The organism is Pseudomonas sp. V88_4, from assembly GCF_029967985.1.
Taxonomy (GTDB): domain Bacteria; phylum Pseudomonadota; class Gammaproteobacteria; order Pseudomonadales; family Pseudomonadaceae; genus Aquipseudomonas; species Aquipseudomonas glycinae.
Genome location: NZ_JASCAF010000002.1, coordinates 121116 through 138453 on the forward strand (window position 1 = coordinate 121116; position 17338 = coordinate 138453).

Genomic DNA, 17338 nt, shown 5'->3' on the forward strand with positions numbered 1-17338 from the left:
GCTGAGTTCGATGAAGCACGGTCCTACAAGACGATTGGCGAACGGTGATGCACAATCATCACCGTTTCCTTTCGATCGGGCTCCACTTATGGACAAGTTGCTGGCACTGAAGATGTTCGTTGAAACCGTCCGTTGCGGTGGTTATTCCTCGGCGGCGCGCAAACTCGGCATCTCCACATCTTCGGTGACGCGCCAGGTGGCGGGACTGGAACACGAGTTGGGCGCCAGCCTGCTCAACCGCACCACACGCAACACCAGCGTGACAGTCGCCGGACAAACCTATTTCGAGAAAGCGGTGGCCATTCTCGATGCCATCGACGAGGCCGACGCGGTGGTCGCCGACCGTGGCAGCGAGGCGCAGGGACGCCTGCGCATCAGCGTGCCGGTGGAATTCGGCCGACAGATCATTGCACCGCAACTGGGTGTATTGCTCGACCGCCATCCGGGGCTTGAAATCAGTGTGTCGTTGAGCGATCAGGTCAGCGATCTGCTGAGCGAGCAGATCGATGTCTCGGTGCGCCTGGGATCGTCGGTGGTCAGTGACGATATCGTCAGCAAGCGCGTGGGCGGCTTCCAGCGCTGGGTGTTGGCGAGTCCGGATTACCTGAGCCATCACGCTGTGCCGACGCATCCACGGGACTTGCTCGAGCATCACTGCCTGCGCTTCGACTACGGCGCTGCGCACCAGCACTGGACGTTCCAGGGCGACGAGGAAACCATCCAGCTCAATGTCCATGGCCGCCTGCAAAGCAACAACGCCGACATCCTGCGCGAAGCGGCGGTGGCGGGGCGCGGGGTGGCCCTGCTGGCCGACTGGCTGGTGCGCGCCGATGTCGAGGCGGGTCGGTTGATGCGACTGCTGGCGGGGTATGAAGTCAACCCCGGCAATGCGAGCTGCTGCATCAATGCGTTGTATCTGCCCAATCACCGGGGCTCCAGTCGAATCAATGTGTTCATCGACTTTCTGGAAGATATTCTGGCTGCGGAGCCATCGCGTCAACGCTAGAGTGCCGTTTATTGCCGCTGTGCTGCCGGTGGCTTGTTCTTCAGCGCGGCAGCACGGTTTCGCGACAGTCATGTGCGGGTCGGTAAGTGCATTGTTGAGCCATGGCGTTCAATTGTGGATCGAGGCCGATCAGCCGTGCGGCGCTCTCGTCCAGTGTGTTTTGTTGGCCGACGCTTTGTGAGTTCTGCATAAAAAAAGCGCCCGCCAAAAAAACCGTGGCGGGCGCCTGGGAATGCGCAGCGATAGGGAAGTGTGAACCGTCGGGTGATCAGGCCACCGGAATCAATGGGTCGGCCGCGGCCAGTGCGGTTGCACGATCGGCGGCCGGCGGGTAGATCCACACGGTGTTGATCTGGGTCTTGAGGTCTTTGGCCTCTCGCCCGACCAGTTTCAATTGACGGTCCCAGCCCTCGGTGAACACCGCGCCCCAGGCACCGAGGTCAAGGCAGGTCACGTACTTGGGCTGGCGGTAGTTGACCGGTGCGACACCGATCAGGTCAGCGGCCGCATTGTTGCCGGCATAACGGCCCAGGCTGATCGCATGCTGGCAGGACATCGCGGCGTAGTTTCCGAGGTCATCCGTAGCGGCATAAGCGACGTCGCCGGCAGCGAAGACATCCACGTGCCCCAGCACTTTCAGGTGACCGTCGACGTGCAGGCGACCTTGTGGGTCGCGGCTGCCCGGAATCTGCTCAGTGAGCGGGCTGGCGCGGAAGCCAACGGTCCAGATGACGGTGTTGGACTCGATACGTTTGCCGTCAGCCAACGTCACGCCGCCGGCATCCACCGAGGCGACCGAGGCGTCGACTACCCATTCAATGCCCAGCTCTCGGGACGCTTCCACAATGGAGGGGCGAATCCCGTCACCCAGCGTCGCGGCGATTTGCGGCGAACGATCCACCACGATGACCCTGATCGGCGCATCGTCACCCAGTGCGGCACGCAGGCGCGCCGGCATTTCGGTGGCGGTTTCGATTCCGGTAAAACCACCACCGGCGACCACCACGGTATTACGCGCAGCACTCGACGGCTGGTCCTTCAACGACTTGATATGGGCTTCGAGGCGCGCGGCTTCTTCGATCTGATCGACATCGAAGGCGTGTTCGATCATGCCCTTGAGCGGTGGCCGGATTACGCGGCTGCCAGCTGCCAATACCAGTCGGTCATAGTTCAGCGTGCCTTGTGTGCCGAAGGCATCGCTGTAGGTCACTTGCTTGCCGGCGGTGTCGATGCTGTCGGCGATGCCTTTGACAAATTTCACGCCCACGGCATCGAATAGTTCACCCAGCGGCGCCTTCATGTTGTGGACATCCGGCTCGTAAAAACGGGGGCGGATGCGCAGTTCTGCCTGGGGCGCGAGGACGGTGATCTGCACGTCGTTACGATCATGCTGGTCCAGCAGACGTGAGGCGCTCAGGGCGCTCCAGACTCCACCAAACCCTGCGCCTATAACTAAAATGTGCTGTTTCATCGGATGACTCCTGTGGAAATTCTGGTCGTTGAACGGTTTGTCCGTTCATGCGTGAGCGTCTGCCGCACTGCACGAAGCAGGTGGTTGTGAACAACCGCAGAGCCGGTTCGATTCGCTGGGGAAGATGCTATCCGGGAAGGTGCGGCGAGACACTTCTACATAGGGTCAGTGCCGACATGCTTAGGTATGGGGTGGGGTATACACAGGTATGGGAAGAGGGCCGTCAAACGGCGCGATTGAATGCGCTTTCGATGCAGGTGATGAGTTCGCCGCACGGGAAGGGTTTAGGGAAATAGGCGAGGGGCTCGGGGAATGCGGCGTTGACCCGTGGCGGACGCCCCTGGTAACCCGTGATGAAAATGATCGGGATGCGCACGCCTCGGGCGCACAGCTCATCATACATCTCTATGCCGGACAGACCGGGCATCTGGATGTCCGAGATGATGCAGCCGGGGCGGGGCGGCGCCTTCATCGCCAGAAAAGCCTCCGCGTTCGGGTACAACTGCACGGTGTAGCCGTGAGAGCGCAACAGGCTGTCCAGCGCCATGCGCACGGACTCATCATCATCGACAACCGATACAACAGCGGTGTGGGACATTGCTTTACCAGGGCTGATCTCGGGTAGCCCGTCGAGGACGCCCGCCATTGCCGCACGATACGCCGCTCGGTCCGGCCACGTACTTATACGTGTGTATAGCGACAGTATTTGAGCGTCTGCGAGCCCGGCGCCATTGCGCTGTGTGGCGTCAGCGCGAGAACCGGCTGCGGTATTCCCGGGGCGAGACCGAAAGGTGACGGTAGAAGGTGTCGCGCATGCGCTCTTCGTCGCCAAACCCGCACAACTGCGCGATCTGGTCGATGTTGCGCTGAGAGTCTTCGAGCATTCGTCGCGCCGCTTCCAGGCGAAACAGCTCGAGTGCCTTGGCCGGCGTGCGGCCGATCTTGCGTTTGTAGACCCGCGCGAAATTGCGCGGGCTCATCTGCGCCTGTCGGGCCAGCGATTCGACGCTCAATTGTGGGTCGCCGAGGTTTTCGCTGATCCACAGGTGCAATTCTTCGAAGCAGCCTCTGTCGTCGATCTGCGCTTGCAGCAACTGGCTGAACTGCGCCTGACCGCCAGGGCGTTTGAGAAAAACCACCAGCTCCCGCGCCACCTTCAACGCTACGGCGCGGCCGCAATCGGCCTCGACCAGCGCCAGCGCCATGTCGATCCCGGTGGTAACCCCGGCGGAAGTCCAGACGTTGCCTTGCTGGATGTAGATCGCATCAAGGTCGACATCGACACTCGGAAAACCACCCTTGAGCATCTCGCACATGCCCCAGTGGGTGGTTGCGCGCAAGCCTTCCAGCAGCCCGGCCTGGGCCAGCAGAAAGGTGCCGCTGCACACCGAGGCGGTGCGTCTGGCCTTGGCCGATGCCGCGCGCAGCCAGTCGACCAACGCAACATTGTCGAGCATGGCCTGACGGATATTCGGCGCACCGGGCACGATCAGCGTATCGATGGTTGTCTCGTCAAAAGTGTGCAGGGCCAAGGTGTTGACCGACAGCCCTTCGGCGGTGGCGATCAATCCGCCGTCCAGGCTTGCGGTGTGCAACGCGTAGCCAGGCAAGCCGCGTTCGGCCATGGCCTTGGACGCGGCCCAGAACACGGTTTGTGCGCCGGTCAGGTCCAGCAAGCCCATCTGCGGATACGCCAGGAACACCAGAGTGCGCGGTTGCGCGAGCAAGCAGGTGAGAGGGTCGGGTTGGTGAAAAATAGAGTTCATGACTGCTCAGGGACCTGATGATCGCCCGCTTTTCGGCGATCCGGTGCGCCGTAGTTTCGGTGTTTGCGGGCAGGAGCGCGAATATACATTGGTATGGGCCACAGCCACCTCAAAAGCGGCGTTACTCGGTCGATGTGGTTCAAGCCCTATACCCGCGTATGGTGTTGGACGTCGTGGTCGCGATGCACACTCGATTTCAAGGCACGCCCTTCAGCGCTTGCGCCAGCAAGGGCATTCGTCCGGGAAATTTTGACTCAGCCAAGAGGAAAGCGACCATGTCAACGTATCTGAATCACTCCAATCAAACCAACGCAACCGATGACCGGCAGACGTCCGTCACCCGCCAGCCATTCGCTCCGGCGCAGGAGCTGGTGCCATCGCGCTACGCGCTGCAGGTCGGCGACATCGACGTGGTGGTGATCAGCGACGGCGTGCTGCCGCTGCCGACCTCGACCATGTCCACAAATGCCGACCCGCAGGCTCGCGCCGCCTGGTTCAAGGACATGTTCCTGGGGCCTGATGCGTTTGACTGGGCACTCAACGTGCTGGTGGTGCGCAGCGGCGAGCAGATAATTCTGGTCGACGCCGGGCTGGGCGGGCAGTTTCCCGGCTTCCCTCGGGCCGGCCAGTTGCCGAAACGCCTGGAAGCGGCGGGCATTGATCTGGCCAGCGTGACTGACATTGTGATCACGCACATGCACATGGACCATGTCGGCGGTCTTCTGGTCGACGAGGTGAAGAGCCGGTTACGCGCGGACGTGCGCATTCACGTCTCGGCAAAAGAGGTCGAGTTCTGGGAGACGCCGGACTTCACCCAGACCGTCATGCCGGCGCCGGTGCCTGACGTTCTGCGCGCGACGGCCAATCAGTTCATCAACGATTACCGCCGCCAGGTGCGCACCTTCGAGGATGAATATGAAGTGGCGCCGGGGGTGGTGGTGAAACTCACCGGCGGGCATACGCCGGGGCACAGCATTGTCTACGTCAACTCGGGCGGCGAACGCCTGACCTTTGCCGGCGACGCCTTGTTTCCGGTGGCCTTCGAGCATCCGGAATGGCACAACGGTTTCGAGCATGATCCTGAAGAGTCAGTGCGTGTCCGCGTGCGCCTGATGCGTGAGGCGGCGGCGAGCGGCGAGTGGTTTGTCGCCACTCACCTGCCGTTCCCGTCGGTGGGCCGCGTGGCGGTCGATGGCGATGCGTTCCGCTGGATTGCAGCGTTCTGGGATTACTGATCGGCTGTCGGCGGCCCGACTGCATTCGGCCGGGCTCGATAAAAAATCAGGCCCCGCAAGTGATGAACTTGCGGGGCCTTTTTTTGCTTTGAGGTTTGTCGGTCGGGCAGCGGCGGCTCTGCATCCAGTTGTTCGTCAGGGCCGCTCAACGGCGGCGCATCAGCGCCTGTTCGATGCAGGCCAGCAAGGCCCCGGTATGGAACGGTTTGGAGAAATAACCTTCCGGCGTCTTCACCCGCGCACTGAACTCGGGGGGCAGGCCCGGTTTGCCAGTGATGAAAATCGTCGGAATATGGATCTTCCTGGCCGCCAGCGCCTCGTACATTTCGACCCCGCACATGCCGGGCATCTGAATGTCCGAGATCAGGCACCCGGTCTGCTCTGGCGCGCTCGATTCAAGAAATGCAAAAGCGCTGTTGAATGTCTTGACCGTATAACCGCAAGACCGCAACAAACTGTCCATTGAAACCAGAACAAGTTCGTCATCATCGACAACTGAAACAATAGCTGAGTGGAACATGGGAAACCTTGCGTTCTTTGCGGGTGTCTGTCGCGCCCGCCATACTTGCAAGATACGCTTTCAAAAATTGTGGAATAGTATACGTGGGTATGTTTGGTTGGTTTTTTTGTTAGTTGCGAAAGTTAATCAATGTTCAGCAAATAAATGGTTGTTGATTAACGAAAGAAAGTAACTGTTATGTCGAGTGCAGGCTTCAAAGAGTTGTCGGCTGGCGCAGTCGTTGTTGGCAATTGCGCTGGCGCGACAGTCGCGGAACAAGGCATCGGCGGCCCGCAGTCGGCTCAGGGCGCGGTCAATGCCTTTAAGGCAGTCGGCAAAGCATAAAGGTTCGGGAGCCTCATTGAGGTGGTAGAGCGCGTCGCGCTGGGCATGGCCGCCCAGGTCGGTGATGCCGGTGACGAGAAAGTCGGCGTAACGGGTATTGGCGTTCAACAGTCTGCGAAACAGCGTCTGCACCGGTAGAAAGCTGACAGCGTGCAGTGTCTGCTGGCTGTGCTTGAGCCGCGCCAGAATGCTCAGCGTCGCGCTCAGGGTCTGCGTCAATGCGTCGATGATCTCCACGCGCTCAGCGGTGGACAACGATGTGTGCGTGCCATAGCGGGTGAAGCAGGGCGGGTGACTGACCAAATACAGTTTGTGCGGTGCGTTCATGACCACCGTCTCCGGCTAGCGCTCGTGCGCGATTGAATGTTGTGATTGCAGCAGCGGACTCCACTGTTTCTGGTTGTCCGGGCGTCGGTAGTACACCACCATGCGCCGGGCGACCTGCATGGCCAGCTCGCGACCGTGATCGGCTTCGACCAGTGCCAGCGCCAGATCGATCCCGGCGCTGACGCCGGCGCAGGTCCACACCGATGCCTGGTGGACGAAGATGGCCTCGCGATCCAGCTCGACCCTGGGGAACAGACGCTCGAACATGTCAGCCATCAACCAGTGTGTCGCCACGCGCAGTCCATCGAGCAGTCCGGCCTGAGCCAGGAAGAAAGCACCGCTGCACACCGACGTCGTACGGTTGGCCGTGGCTGACGTGGCGCGCAACCAATCGACCAGCGGCGCGTTGTCTCGCAACGCCTGGCTGATGGACGCCGAGCCCGGAACGATCAACGTATTGATCGGCTCGTCGCTGAGCTCATCCAGCCGCCGGGTTTGAACCACCAGGCCTTCGCCGGTCCGCACCGGCCCGCCTTGCAGGCTCGCGGTGTGCAAGGCATAACCGGGCAAACCGAGTTGCGCCAGTCCGCACGTCGCCGCCCAGAAAACGGTCTGCGCACCGGTCAGATCCAGCAGGCCCATTTGCGGGTATGCCACGAAAACGACGGTTCGTTCGTGTACCGGGGTTTCGGGTTCTGCGCCGGGGTTTGTACGTTGGATAGACAATGCGGGTCTCCGTATCGCCACCGGGCGACATCAGGGGTGGATGGTTGTCATTGATCGTGTTCGAGCGCAGCCAATGGAATCGCAAACACAAACTGCGTGCCGACGCCTTCGGTGCTGTTGACCCAGATGCGGCCGCCGTGGAATTCAATGATCGAACGGCAAATCGAGAGGCCCATTCCCAGGCCGGTGGGCTTGGTGGTGAAGAATGGATCGAACAGCGAAGGCAGGATGTCCTCGGCAATGCCAACGCCGGAGTCGGCGATTTCAAGCACGGCCTCGTTGTGCAGGATCGAGGTGGTGATCCGCAGCGTCCGGGCGCGGTCAAGCACATTGGCCATGGCCTGGCAGGCGTTGATGATCAGATTGATGATGACTTGCTGCAGTTGTACCCGGTCACCTTTGATCCGCGCACCATGAGTGCCCAGTCGGGCGTGCGGGCGAACCTCATGGAAGCTGATGTCATGTTGCATCAGCGTCAGCGAGTCACTGACGATGTCGTCGAACACTTCGACATTGCGCTGCACCTCGCTGTGTCGCGACAACGCCCGAATACAGGCGATGACATCGGAGACCCTGACCGAGTTTTGAATGATCCGGTCCAGCGAACGGCGGGCTTCTTCCAGGTTGGGTTCTGGCCGGTTGATCCAGCGTTTGCAGGACTCACCGCTGGTGATGACCGCTGCCAGCGGCTGATTGATTTCGTGGGCGATGGAGGCCGCCAGTTCGCCCATGGAAGTCAGGCGCGTGACGTGGGCGAGGGTGGCTTGCGAGTGAAACAACGCCTCTTCCGACTGTTTGCTGGCGGTGACGTCCATCAGCGCCCCGGCGTATTGCGTGCGCCCGCGATGTCTGGGCAACGGGCTGGCGATCATCTGCACGTGCTTGATCCGACCATCCGGCATGAGCAGCCGATGCTCGACTTCGACCAGCTCCTGCCGGCGCGCAAACTGCTCCAGCACCTGATCGATAACCGGCAGGTCGTCGGGATGAGTGCGTGACTTGACCAGCGCAAGTGTCGGGGGGACGTCCGGCGAATACTCGAAAATACGCGACGACTCTTGCGACCATGACACGCTGACTTTTTTATCGATGATGAAACCGATACTGCCGGTGTGGGTAAGTTTCTGTGCGCCCAGAAAGAACGCTTCCTTGCGCCGCAGCGTTTCAGTGGCGCGTTTGCTGCGCAACGCGAGCAGGGAAATGGTCGTCAGCGCGATCAGGCACCTGACGAATCCGGCGATGCTGCGGTGATCGCGATAACCTTCATCGACCAGGAAGTCGGCCGTCAGCAGCGTGAGGCAACCCAACGCTACGGCAAGAAATACCGGTACCGGGAAGATGTTCGCTGACATGAATACCAGCGTGATGTAGAACAACGTCGGCGCAACGTCCAGATCGAGGTACGCGTTGGTGATATAGATCATGCTGCCGACCGCTATGGCGCCAAGCCAGGCGAAGGCGTCTGAACAAAGAAGTTGTGCGCGACGTTTGATGATAGACATTTATTCTTCCAGATTTTTGCTATCGGACGGCAGGTCGTGTTCTTTCGATGAAGCAGGCAAACGCTATGAAAGGCGTATTAATGAAGAGGTTAAAAAGTCTGAAGTTGTTTTTCAGGCATGACGGTTGTTGGCGACTGTCTGTCATTCACCAATCGTTGTATTGAGTAATGATTATTTGAATAAAGATCTTATTCGAAGACTTCTACGCTGGCACTGCTGCATTGGGTCATTTGCAGTATGAGTGCGTATGAACCGGATATACCCAAGTGTTAGTTGTTCGGAACTTGAGTGTTGATTGTGCCGGCCGGCCACGGCGGCTTGAGCCATACCGTATCGTTTCATTCGGTCACCGATGTGAAGGCAGCGCCGCGATGACTTCGGCCATGCGCACCAGGTCCGCAAATGAGCGCGCGCCCATCTTGCGCATGGCCTGGCCCCGGTGGATCTTTACAGTGATTTCACTGAGGCCGATTTCCCCGGCGATCTGCTTGTTCATCAAGCCTGAGGCCGCCAGAGCCATGACCGTCTGCTCTCGGGGTGTCAACGTCCCATGACGGGCGCGCAGCTCATCGGCATGCCGCCCTGACTCGCGACGCTGCTTGTCCCGCGAGTGTGCGGCGCAGACGGCATCGATCAGGTCCTGCTCGCGAAACGGTTTGGTCAGGAAGTCCACCGCGCCGGCTTTCATCGCGCGCACGGTCATGGCGATATCGCCGTGTCCGGTGATGAACACGATCGGCACATTGATTCCGGCGGTGGTCAGTTCATTCTGGAAATCCAGCCCGCTGCTGCCTTGCAGGCGCACGTCGAGTACCAGGCAACTCAGCGTGTCCGGACGTTGATACGTCATGAACTCGGCGACCGATCCGAATAGCTCCACCCGCAGACCAATGGAGCGCAACAGGCTGCCGAGGGATTCGCGCAACGCGGCATCGTCGTCGACGATGAATACCACCGGCTCGCCGGGGTTGTTGCTGATGGGATTGTTGTTCATTGCTCTTTTCCCAAAAGGTTGTGACGTTGTGGGGCTCGTCGTGGTATCGGTGAGGACCCATCAAGAATGTGCGAATCCCTCGGCCCGGCGGCCGGTGTTTGCTCGTGCGGGTTGATGCCCGACCAGAGACACGGTCCCGCTGGCGATAGCGCCGTGAGACACGTTGCGCAGGTGTGGGCGTGAGTAGATAAACGGTTAAGCATCGTAGTGGCGCAGCACGCCGTCAGCTAGGACAAAAAACCCGAAAAAACGGCCATTGCACCGGTCTTTGCGCGGCCCGATGCAGCGATCGGTTTCAAACGGTTCATACACAAGTATCAAAACACTCACCTAACGCATGATCTCGCTGTCCCCAAGTACCACAGACGTCCGGCAGGCGTGCCCTTAACCTTTATCAGCTCTCCGTCGATTTCAATGGCCGCGTGCCGGGTGGTGAACTTCATGAACAGAAATGAACTCCGTCGTGTCGACATCAATCTGCTGGTGGTCTTCGAGACGCTGATGCATGAGCGCAACGTCAGCCGGGTCGGCGAGAAGCTGTTTCTCGGTCAACCGACCATCAGTGCCGCGTTGGGGCGTTTGCGTGTGCTTTTTGACGATCCGTTGTTCGTTCGTGCGGGGAGGGTGATGGAGCCGACAAGGCGGGCCGAGGAAATTTTCGCCAACCTGACGCCGGCGCTGGATGGCGTTGTCGCGGCGTTGAGCCGTTGCCAGCCCTTCGACCCAGCTACCAGCGAGGTGACCTTTCAGGTCGGCCTGTCCGACGATGTCGAATACGCGTTGCTCCCGCGACTGCTGCGCCAGCTTCGTAGCGAGGCGCCGAATATTGCCTTGGTGGTGCTGCGCGTCGATCAGCAGCAGATGTCGCAGCGGCTGTTCAATGGCGAGATTTCTCTGGGCATCAGCCCTACGCTCGATCTGCCAGCCAACGCTCGACGCAAGAGTCTACGGTCGATCCGGCCAATGCTCCTGCGCTCGGATAACCGCCCGGGCCTGCTGGCGCTCGATGAGTTCTGCGAGCGCCCGCATGCCATCGTGTCGTCCATGGGCAAGGCCAGGGATGACACCGATCACGCGCTGGACCTGCTCGGACGTCGGCGCAAAGTAGTGCTGGCAGTGCCGCAGTTCAGTGCCTTGCCAAGGTTGTTGGCGCAGAGCGATATGCTGGTCATCGTTCCGGATTACGTGGCCAGGGCCATGGCCTCGGTGAATGGCATCAGGGCTGAGCCGGCCCCCCTGTTGCTGCCATCGCGGGAGCTTTCCATGGTCTGGCGTGCCGCTGCGCACAACGATTCCGGCCAGCGTTGGCTGCGTTCGCGTTGCCAGGCATTTTTTGGCACGCCGATTGAGTTGCAGGTTGTGCCCAAGCTGCGCCCGGCGTTGCCCGTCGATCAGACGTTGATGATGGTCCGGTAGATAACTGCAACGGCTGTGTGATTCGCCCAATAAAAAAGCTCCGACTCGATCGGAGCTTTTCTTTTCAGGGGGCCCTACGTGGCTTGTCGTGAGGGCGCGGCCCTGGAACCTCATGCATTGATAAACGCCAGAAGGTCCGCGTTGATGGTGTCGCCATTTGTGGTGCACATGCCATGGGGCTGGCCGGGGTAGGTTTTCAGCGTACCGTGCTTGAGCAATTTGATTGAGAGGTGAGCCGAATTGGTGATCGGCACGATCTGGTCATCTTCACCGTGCAGCACCAGGGTCGGCACATCGATGTTTTTCAGGTCATCGGTGAAGTCGGTTTCGGAGAACGCGCTGATGCAGTCGTACTGCGCCTTGATCCCGCCGTTCATGCCCTGACGCCACCAGTTTTCGACGATCGCCTCAGACACTGTCGCGCCAGGGCGATTGAAGCCGTAAAACGGGCCACTCGGGAAGTCTCGATAAAACTGGCTGCGATTCTGCGCGAGTGCCTTGCGCAACCCGTCAAATACCTCCATCGGCAGGCCGCCAGGATTTTTTGCGGTGCGCAGCATGATGGGCGGCACGGCGCCGATCAGCACGGCCTTGGCCACCCGGCCGCGACCATGCCGCGCCACGTAGCGTGCGACTTCACCGCCGCCGGTGGAGTGACCGATGTGCACGGCGTTGCTGATGTTCAGGTGCGCCATCAACTCGGCAACGTCGGCGGCGTAGGTGTCCATTGCGTTGCCCATGGCCGTTTGCGAGGAGCGACCATGGCCACGTCGATCATGGGCGATGACGCGAAAGCCCTTGTTGAGGAAGAACAGCATTTGCGTGTCCCAGTCATCACTCGAAAGGGGCCAGCCGTGGTGGAAAACGATCGGCTGGCCGTGGCCCCAGTCCTTGTAGAAAATCTGCGTGCCATCCTTGACGGTGAACATTCCCGAACCGCTGCCGTTGCCGGCGCCGGCGCTGCCCCCTGACGCGGATGCCGGTGTCTGCTGCGTCGCCAGCGCCGGCAATGCCACTGCCAGGGTTGCGGCCATGGCGCCCGTCGTGATCAAGCCACGACGGGTGGTTCCGTTTTTCTCGTCAGTCATTTTGAACACCCATTGAGTTAAAGAAGTTGCACAGGCGGCGCAAGGCTGCAGCCCTGACCGAAGGCAATCTTTGGGCAAAGGGGTACGACTGACCACCAGACATGGGTTTTTGAAATTAACGCTTTGGTATGTAGGGCATGTTGGCGGGGTGGCGCGTCCCTGCGCCTGGACAAGTCAGAAGGTGTACTTGGCCGTCAGCATCATGTTGCGCGGTGCACCATAGCTGTCGCCGCCGTAGCTGACGGAGTTGGCGATGGTGGAGTAGTACTTGCGATCGAAGATGTTGTTGGCGTTGAGCTGCAGGTCGAGGTTCTCATTCACCCGGTAGCCGGCCATCAGGTCGGTCACGGCGTACGCGCCTTGTTTGAGGCGGTAGTTGCCGCCGTCGAGCAGTTCGATGTCGTTGTACATGCGGCTCTGCCAGGAGATGTTGCCGCCCACGCGCAGTTTTTCCAGCGGGCCCTGGAAGTTGTAGCGGGTGGTGAGCTTGAACAGGTGTTCCGGTGTGTCGGTGTCGAACTGCTTGTTCACGTTCTGCGGGTTCGCCTCGTCCTTGATGGTGTGCGTACGGGCGTAGGTGTAGCCGCCGCCGATCTGCCAGTTGTCGGTGAGCGCGCCTTGCAGTTCGAAGTCGATACCCTGGCTGCGGATCTCGCCGGAGGCTTCATAGCAGGAAGCCTGCGGGCAGTTTGGTACGAACACCTGCACCGCGCGGTTTTCCTGATCGACACGGAACACGGCGAGGCTGGCATTCAGCGCGCCACCCAGGTATTCGCCCTTGATGCCGACCTCGTAGTTCTTGCCCACGATCGGCTTGACCGGACTGCCGGAGGTGCCCTTGTTGCTCTGCGGGGTGAAGATGTCGCTGTAGCTGGCGTACACCGAATGATGGTCGTCCAGCTCGTAGATCAGGCCGGCATAGCGGGTGACGTTGCGGGTGACTTTGTAATCGCCGTCGCCATCGCGGTTGTCGTAGTCGTACCAGTCCAGACGTCCACCGAGGATCAGCTTCAACGGGTCGGCCAGGCTCAGGCGGGTGGTCAGGTATACGCCGTCCTGAGTGGTGACTTCACGTGTGTTGTTGGTGTGGACGAAGTCCGGCTTGCCGGCGTTGATCGGCCAGTTGGTGTCGTACGGCGAGTAGTTGTGGGTGTTCAGGTCGTAGATGCGTTTGCTGGCACCGACCACCAGTTCATGGCTACGCCCGAAGGCTTCGAACGGGCCGCTGAAGAACGCGTCGAGACCGGCCTGGTTTTCATCGGCCTTGGATTGGTAAACCGTACGGGCCAGGGTGTCGTTGACCCAGCGCGACTGGTACGAGCCGGAGAACAGCGCGTTCTGTTCGGAATAGTTGGCGTTGACCTGCAGCTTCCAGTCGTTGGCCAGTTGCTGACGGATCTCGGCGAAGACCGTGTTGATTTCCTGATCCTTGTCTTCCCAGGAAGTGCCGGGGTTGTACGAGCGCGGGAGGTCGAGGTGATGGCCGTCGAGGCCGATCATCGACGAGCCCCAGAAGTAGTTTGTCCTGTCTTTCTGGTGCGAGAAACCCAACGTCAGCGTGGTGTCATCGTTCAGGTCGGCTTCGGTGACGGCGTAGAACAGGTTGTGTTGCTCGTCCACGTCATCGATGAAGCTATTGGTGTCGCGGTAGGACGTGACGACCCGGCCGCGCAGGGTGCCGCTGTCGTTGAGCGGGCTGGAAGCATCGAGCTCGCCGCGATAGTTGTCCCAGGTCCCGGCGGCGCCGGTCAGGGTGACGCGCTGCTCGGCCAATGGCCGTTTGCGCACCAGATTGATCGCCGCCGAAGGGTTGCCGGCACCGGTGACCAGACCGGTCGCGCCCCGAACAACTTCAACCCGATCGAACATTGCCAGATTCGGCTGGGATCCGACGTTCACGCCGTTGTAGCCGCTCGGAATGCCGTCGTACATCAGGTTATCGATGTCGAAACCGCGGGCCTTGTAGGACTGTCGGCCGGGGCCGTTGGAGTAGTCGAGGAACAGCCCCGGCGTGGCGTTGACCACGTCATTGATGCTGGTCATCGCCTGATCGTCCATGCGCTGGCGGGTGATGACGGTGACGGCTTGCGGCGTTTCGCGCAGGGTCAAAGGCAGCTTGGTGGCGGTGGCCATGGTGCCGGTGGTGTAGGAATCGGAGCCTTCGGTGATGCTGCCCAGTTGGGTGGATGTGATTGCAGTCGCGCCGAGTTCGAGGGTGGCGGGCGGGGCAGTGTCCTGCACCTCGCGGGTTTCATCGGCCAGCGCCGGGGTCATGACGGCCATGCAGATGGCCATGGACAGGAGGTTGCGTGACGGGTTGAAACGATGTGGCGAGGTGGGGCGCGACATGGAGGCTTCCTGATTTTTAAATAGCAAACAAAGAGCTGTTGAGAATCATTTCCAATAATTGTGTCAGGGTTTTTTACAGCGACAAAGCGATTCGTGAAAGAAATGTGAAATCGCGCAACGGGAGAGGGAGCTGGGTCTGTGTCGTTAAGGTAACCGCTCAAGCACGGCCCTTGGCGCTCAGACAGCCGAAAAGCCGCTTGTCAGTTTCCAACGCAAACCAACAGGTCGGCGTCTACTTTTGTGACCGGGTCAGTCAAATGACAGGAGAAATTCTGAAGTCATTGAAGCGAATTCGAACTGACCCCGTGACGTTGATTTCAGGATGGATCTTGAATGAGGCGCGGAGCAACGCCCAGGCGGTGCGTAACGGAGAACCCGCGCCTTTGAGCTCGTTAAGGAGAACGCAGATGGCAATCAGCCGAGTCACCGAAACAACCGATAAAACCGCACTCGTCAAAGCCGAGGTGTACCGATGGTACAACCTCTTTTTCCCGTGGTCGCGCGGTGTGGCTTCCCAGTCGGAAGACGCGATAAAGCCTTTGTATGATGCCCTGGCGAACGATTTCCGGGTGGTACTCACGGACGGTCAGATCATGGACCGCGAGAACTACTGGGAACGCCTTTGGGGGCTGCACGGCAAACGTGCCGGAAGTCCCGAGTCGCACATCATCAATCTCTCGATCACGCCGCTTCCCGGTGACTTCTTCCTCACGGTTTTCGACCGGGTCAAGAACGGGATCACCAAGAAGAAAGTCGACTCGGCGCTGATGCGTCTCGACCCGGATTCACCGTCGGGTATTTCGTGGATTTACGTTCACGAAAGCGAGCACGAGACACCGTTCGCGTAAATCGTTCAATGACCGTTCGCACCTCTGGTTGTTTGAACCGGAGGAACGGCATCGCTCAACCCTGTAAAAAAAAACCGCCCTAAGCCGTTCATCGGGCGGTTTGCAGGATCAAACAGGGTTGATTCAGATCAGCCGCAGGGTGACGTCGATGTTGCCGCGAGTGGCTTTTGAGTAAGGACAGGTCTGATGCGCCGCGTCGACCAGCGCCTGGGCAACCGAAGGCTCCAGCCCCGGCAGGCTGACACTCAAGCGTGCCTGAAGGAAGAACGCATCACCGGTCTTGCCCAGATCGATTTCGGTTTCGACCGCCACATCCGCTGGAAGCCTGATCTTCTGTGCCGCAGCTGCCTTGCCCATGGCGCCGATGAAGCAGGCCGACCAGCCGGCTGCCAACAGCTGTTCCGGATTGGTGCCGCTGCCATTCGAACCGGGTGGCGAAAGTTTGATGTCCAGGTTGCCGTCCGAACTGCGCGATGCGCCATCGCGCCCGCCGGTGGTGCGGGTCTTGCCGGTGTACAGCACGGTGTCGATTTGATTGATCATGGAAATACCTGCCTGAGTGATGGGTTAAGTCGGACAGCGAAGGTTCCGATGGCCCACACTTTTGCATTGGCATGTACCCGGGATGTGTCGTGCGGCGGCGTTTTTGTATCGCTCTGTAGCCTGAGCCAGGCCACTGGTTCCTGTCGCTTATCACGTCAGGCGATACGCATTGACCGCTTAAAGCCATCGCTGTGCATTGCGTAATGGGGCAGGCTTGGGTCTGCCTGCCTCTTTCTCGATCCTGGCGGATAACGTTCCCCGCGTCTGCGTCAGCGTGCGGGGTTTACCCCGTGCGACGCGTACGGCTGGCATCTTTGGACGGTGGGCAGCCAAACTGGCGACTATATTCCCGGCTGAATTGCGACGGGCTTTCGTAGCCCACTCGATAACAGGCGCTCGCCACATCCAGCCCTTCGCCGAGCAACAGCCGGCGGGCTTCCTGCAGGCGCAGTTGTTTCTGATATTGCAGCGGACTCATGGCGGTCACTGCCTTGAAGCGATGATGCAATGTGGAGTTGCCCAAATTGGCGACCCGGGCGAGTTCTTCGATGCGCAAGGGTTGGGTGTAGTGGTTGTTCAACCAATCGATTGCCCGCGTAACCCGACGTGTTTGCGAGTCGCCGAGGGCAAGCTCATACAGACGACGGCCGTGCATGCCGCGTAGCAGGCGGTAATACAGCTCCCGCAAGGCCAGAGGTGCCAGCATGCCGATGTCTTTCGGGGTGTCCAGCAGTCGGACCAGTCGAAGCATGGTTTCCAGCAGGGGCACATCGACCCTTTCAAGGAAAAGGCCCAGTTCCGGCTCGTCCGGTACGCCCGCCGGCGGCGCGTCGGCGATGACCTGGGCAATTTCCGTGGCCTCGAAATCGAACCGGATACACAGGTAAGGCGCTTGCGGACTGGCCTTCAGCACGCGGCCGGCAACCGGGAGTGTCACCGAGACCACCAGGTAACTGAGCGGATCGTAGAGGTAATGATCGTCACCCAGGCTGATTTCCTTTTGTCCTTGCACGATCAGGCAAAGTGCCGGTTTGTGCACGGTATGGATCAGCTCCGAAGGTGCATCGAAACGAATCACATGCACGGGAGCTATGGCGGTCTCATAGATCCCGGGTGTGGTAAAGCGTTGAGTCAGCAGGCGAACCAGTTCGTCACGGTAGATGGCCGTGTTCTGCAGGATGAAAGCATCGCTTTGTTCCATTTCAAGGCTCTCACAAGTGTTC

The 17338-nt window shown here is 60.0% G+C and carries 17 protein-coding genes; 4 read left to right on the plus strand and 13 right to left on the minus strand.

The features are described from left to right. The first annotated feature begins 88 nt into the window (after nt 1–88). Nucleotides 89–1006, plus strand: coding sequence for a LysR family transcriptional regulator (locus QLG12_RS03220; RefSeq protein ID WP_282473893.1), 918 nt, complete (start codon nt 89–91; stop codon nt 1004–1006). Nucleotides 1007–1046: 40 nt separating this feature from the next. On the opposite strand, the gene QLG12_RS03225 is transcribed toward QLG12_RS03220, so the two are convergent. From QLG12_RS03225 to QLG12_RS03240, 4 genes are all read right to left on the minus strand, one after another. Continuing rightward, complete coding sequence (locus QLG12_RS03225; RefSeq protein WP_197868289.1) at nt 1047–1196, minus strand: hypothetical protein; 150 nt, start codon at nt 1194–1196, stop codon at nt 1047–1049. Nucleotides 1197–1274: 78 nt separating this feature from the next. Beyond that, nucleotides 1275–2477, minus strand: coding sequence for an NAD(P)/FAD-dependent oxidoreductase (locus QLG12_RS03230; RefSeq protein WP_282473894.1), 1203 nt, complete (start codon nt 2475–2477; stop codon nt 1275–1277). 223 nt (nt 2478–2700) lie between these two features. After that, nucleotides 2701–3075 (minus strand): response regulator, encoded by a 375-nt coding sequence (locus tag QLG12_RS03235; protein ID WP_041475244.1) that lies wholly within the window; start codon nt 3073–3075, stop codon nt 2701–2703. A gap of 148 nt (nt 3076–3223) precedes the next feature. Further along, nucleotides 3224–4243, minus strand: coding sequence for a helix-turn-helix domain-containing protein (locus QLG12_RS03240; RefSeq protein WP_282473895.1), 1020 nt, complete (start codon nt 4241–4243; stop codon nt 3224–3226). Between the two features lie 275 nt (nt 4244–4518). Here QLG12_RS03240 and QLG12_RS03245 point away from each other — a divergent pair, with 275 nt between their 5' ends. Then, nucleotides 4519–5478 (plus strand): MBL fold metallo-hydrolase, encoded by a 960-nt coding sequence (locus tag QLG12_RS03245; protein WP_197868286.1) that lies wholly within the window; start codon nt 4519–4521, stop codon nt 5476–5478. A 145-nt stretch (nt 5479–5623) separates the two neighbouring features. Here the strand turns inward: QLG12_RS03245 and QLG12_RS03250 are convergent, their stop codons facing one another. From QLG12_RS03250 to QLG12_RS03270, 5 genes are all read right to left on the minus strand, one after another. Beyond that, a complete protein-coding gene (locus QLG12_RS03250) occupies nt 5624–5998 on the minus strand; it encodes a response regulator (protein ID WP_011333877.1) in 375 nt (124 codons plus the stop codon). A gap of 126 nt (nt 5999–6124) precedes the next feature. Beyond that, nucleotides 6125–6649, minus strand: a complete 525-nt coding sequence (locus tag QLG12_RS03255) for a hypothetical protein (RefSeq protein ID WP_282473896.1) — start codon at nt 6647–6649, stop codon at nt 6125–6127. A gap of 15 nt (nt 6650–6664) precedes the next feature. Beyond that, the gene (locus QLG12_RS03260) at nt 6665–7306 is read right to left on the minus strand and encodes an AraC family transcriptional regulator (RefSeq protein WP_349016966.1); all 642 of its coding nucleotides are present in this window, start codon (nt 7304–7306) and stop codon (nt 6665–6667) included. A 116-nt stretch (nt 7307–7422) separates the two neighbouring features. Continuing rightward, nucleotides 7423–8877 carry an ATP-binding protein gene (locus tag QLG12_RS03265; RefSeq protein WP_282473897.1) on the minus strand — a complete coding sequence of 485 codons (1455 nt, stop codon included), beginning with the start codon at nt 8875–8877 and terminating at the stop codon, nt 7423–7425. A gap of 346 nt (nt 8878–9223) precedes the next feature. After that, nucleotides 9224–9871: a response regulator transcription factor gene (locus tag QLG12_RS03270; RefSeq protein WP_282473898.1), complete on the minus strand. Its 648-nt coding sequence runs from the start codon at nt 9869–9871 to the stop codon at nt 9224–9226. Between the two features lie 441 nt (nt 9872–10312). Between QLG12_RS03270 and QLG12_RS03275 the strand changes: the two genes are divergently transcribed. Next, nucleotides 10313–11287 carry a LysR family transcriptional regulator gene (locus tag QLG12_RS03275; RefSeq protein ID WP_282473899.1) on the plus strand — a complete coding sequence of 325 codons (975 nt, stop codon included), beginning with the start codon at nt 10313–10315 and terminating at the stop codon, nt 11285–11287. 110 nt (nt 11288–11397) lie between these two features. Here QLG12_RS03275 and QLG12_RS03280 read toward each other — a convergent pair whose 3' ends face one another. Both QLG12_RS03280 and QLG12_RS03285 read right to left on the minus strand, forming a co-directional pair. Further along, complete coding sequence (locus QLG12_RS03280; protein WP_197868356.1) at nt 11398–12216, minus strand: alpha/beta hydrolase; 819 nt, start codon at nt 12214–12216, stop codon at nt 11398–11400. Between the two features lie 333 nt (nt 12217–12549). After that, entirely contained in the window at nt 12550–14724 is a 2175-nt protein-coding gene (locus QLG12_RS03285; protein WP_197868279.1) for a TonB-dependent siderophore receptor, read from the minus strand. Between the two features lie 407 nt (nt 14725–15131). Here QLG12_RS03285 and QLG12_RS03290 point away from each other — a divergent pair, with 407 nt between their 5' ends. Then, nucleotides 15132–15572 (plus strand): hypothetical protein, encoded by a 441-nt coding sequence (locus tag QLG12_RS03290; RefSeq protein WP_282473900.1) that lies wholly within the window; start codon nt 15132–15134, stop codon nt 15570–15572. Between the two features lie 123 nt (nt 15573–15695). On the opposite strand, the gene QLG12_RS03295 is transcribed toward QLG12_RS03290, so the two are convergent. Together QLG12_RS03295 and QLG12_RS03300 are read right to left on the minus strand one after the other, a co-directional pair. Then, complete coding sequence (locus QLG12_RS03295; RefSeq protein WP_064381867.1) at nt 15696–16115, minus strand: organic hydroperoxide resistance protein; 420 nt, start codon at nt 16113–16115, stop codon at nt 15696–15698. Nucleotides 16116–16398: 283 nt separating this feature from the next. After that, nucleotides 16399–17316 carry an AraC family transcriptional regulator gene (locus tag QLG12_RS03300; protein WP_197868277.1) on the minus strand — a complete coding sequence of 306 codons (918 nt, stop codon included), beginning with the start codon at nt 17314–17316 and terminating at the stop codon, nt 16399–16401. Nucleotides 17317–17338 lie beyond the last annotated feature (22 nt).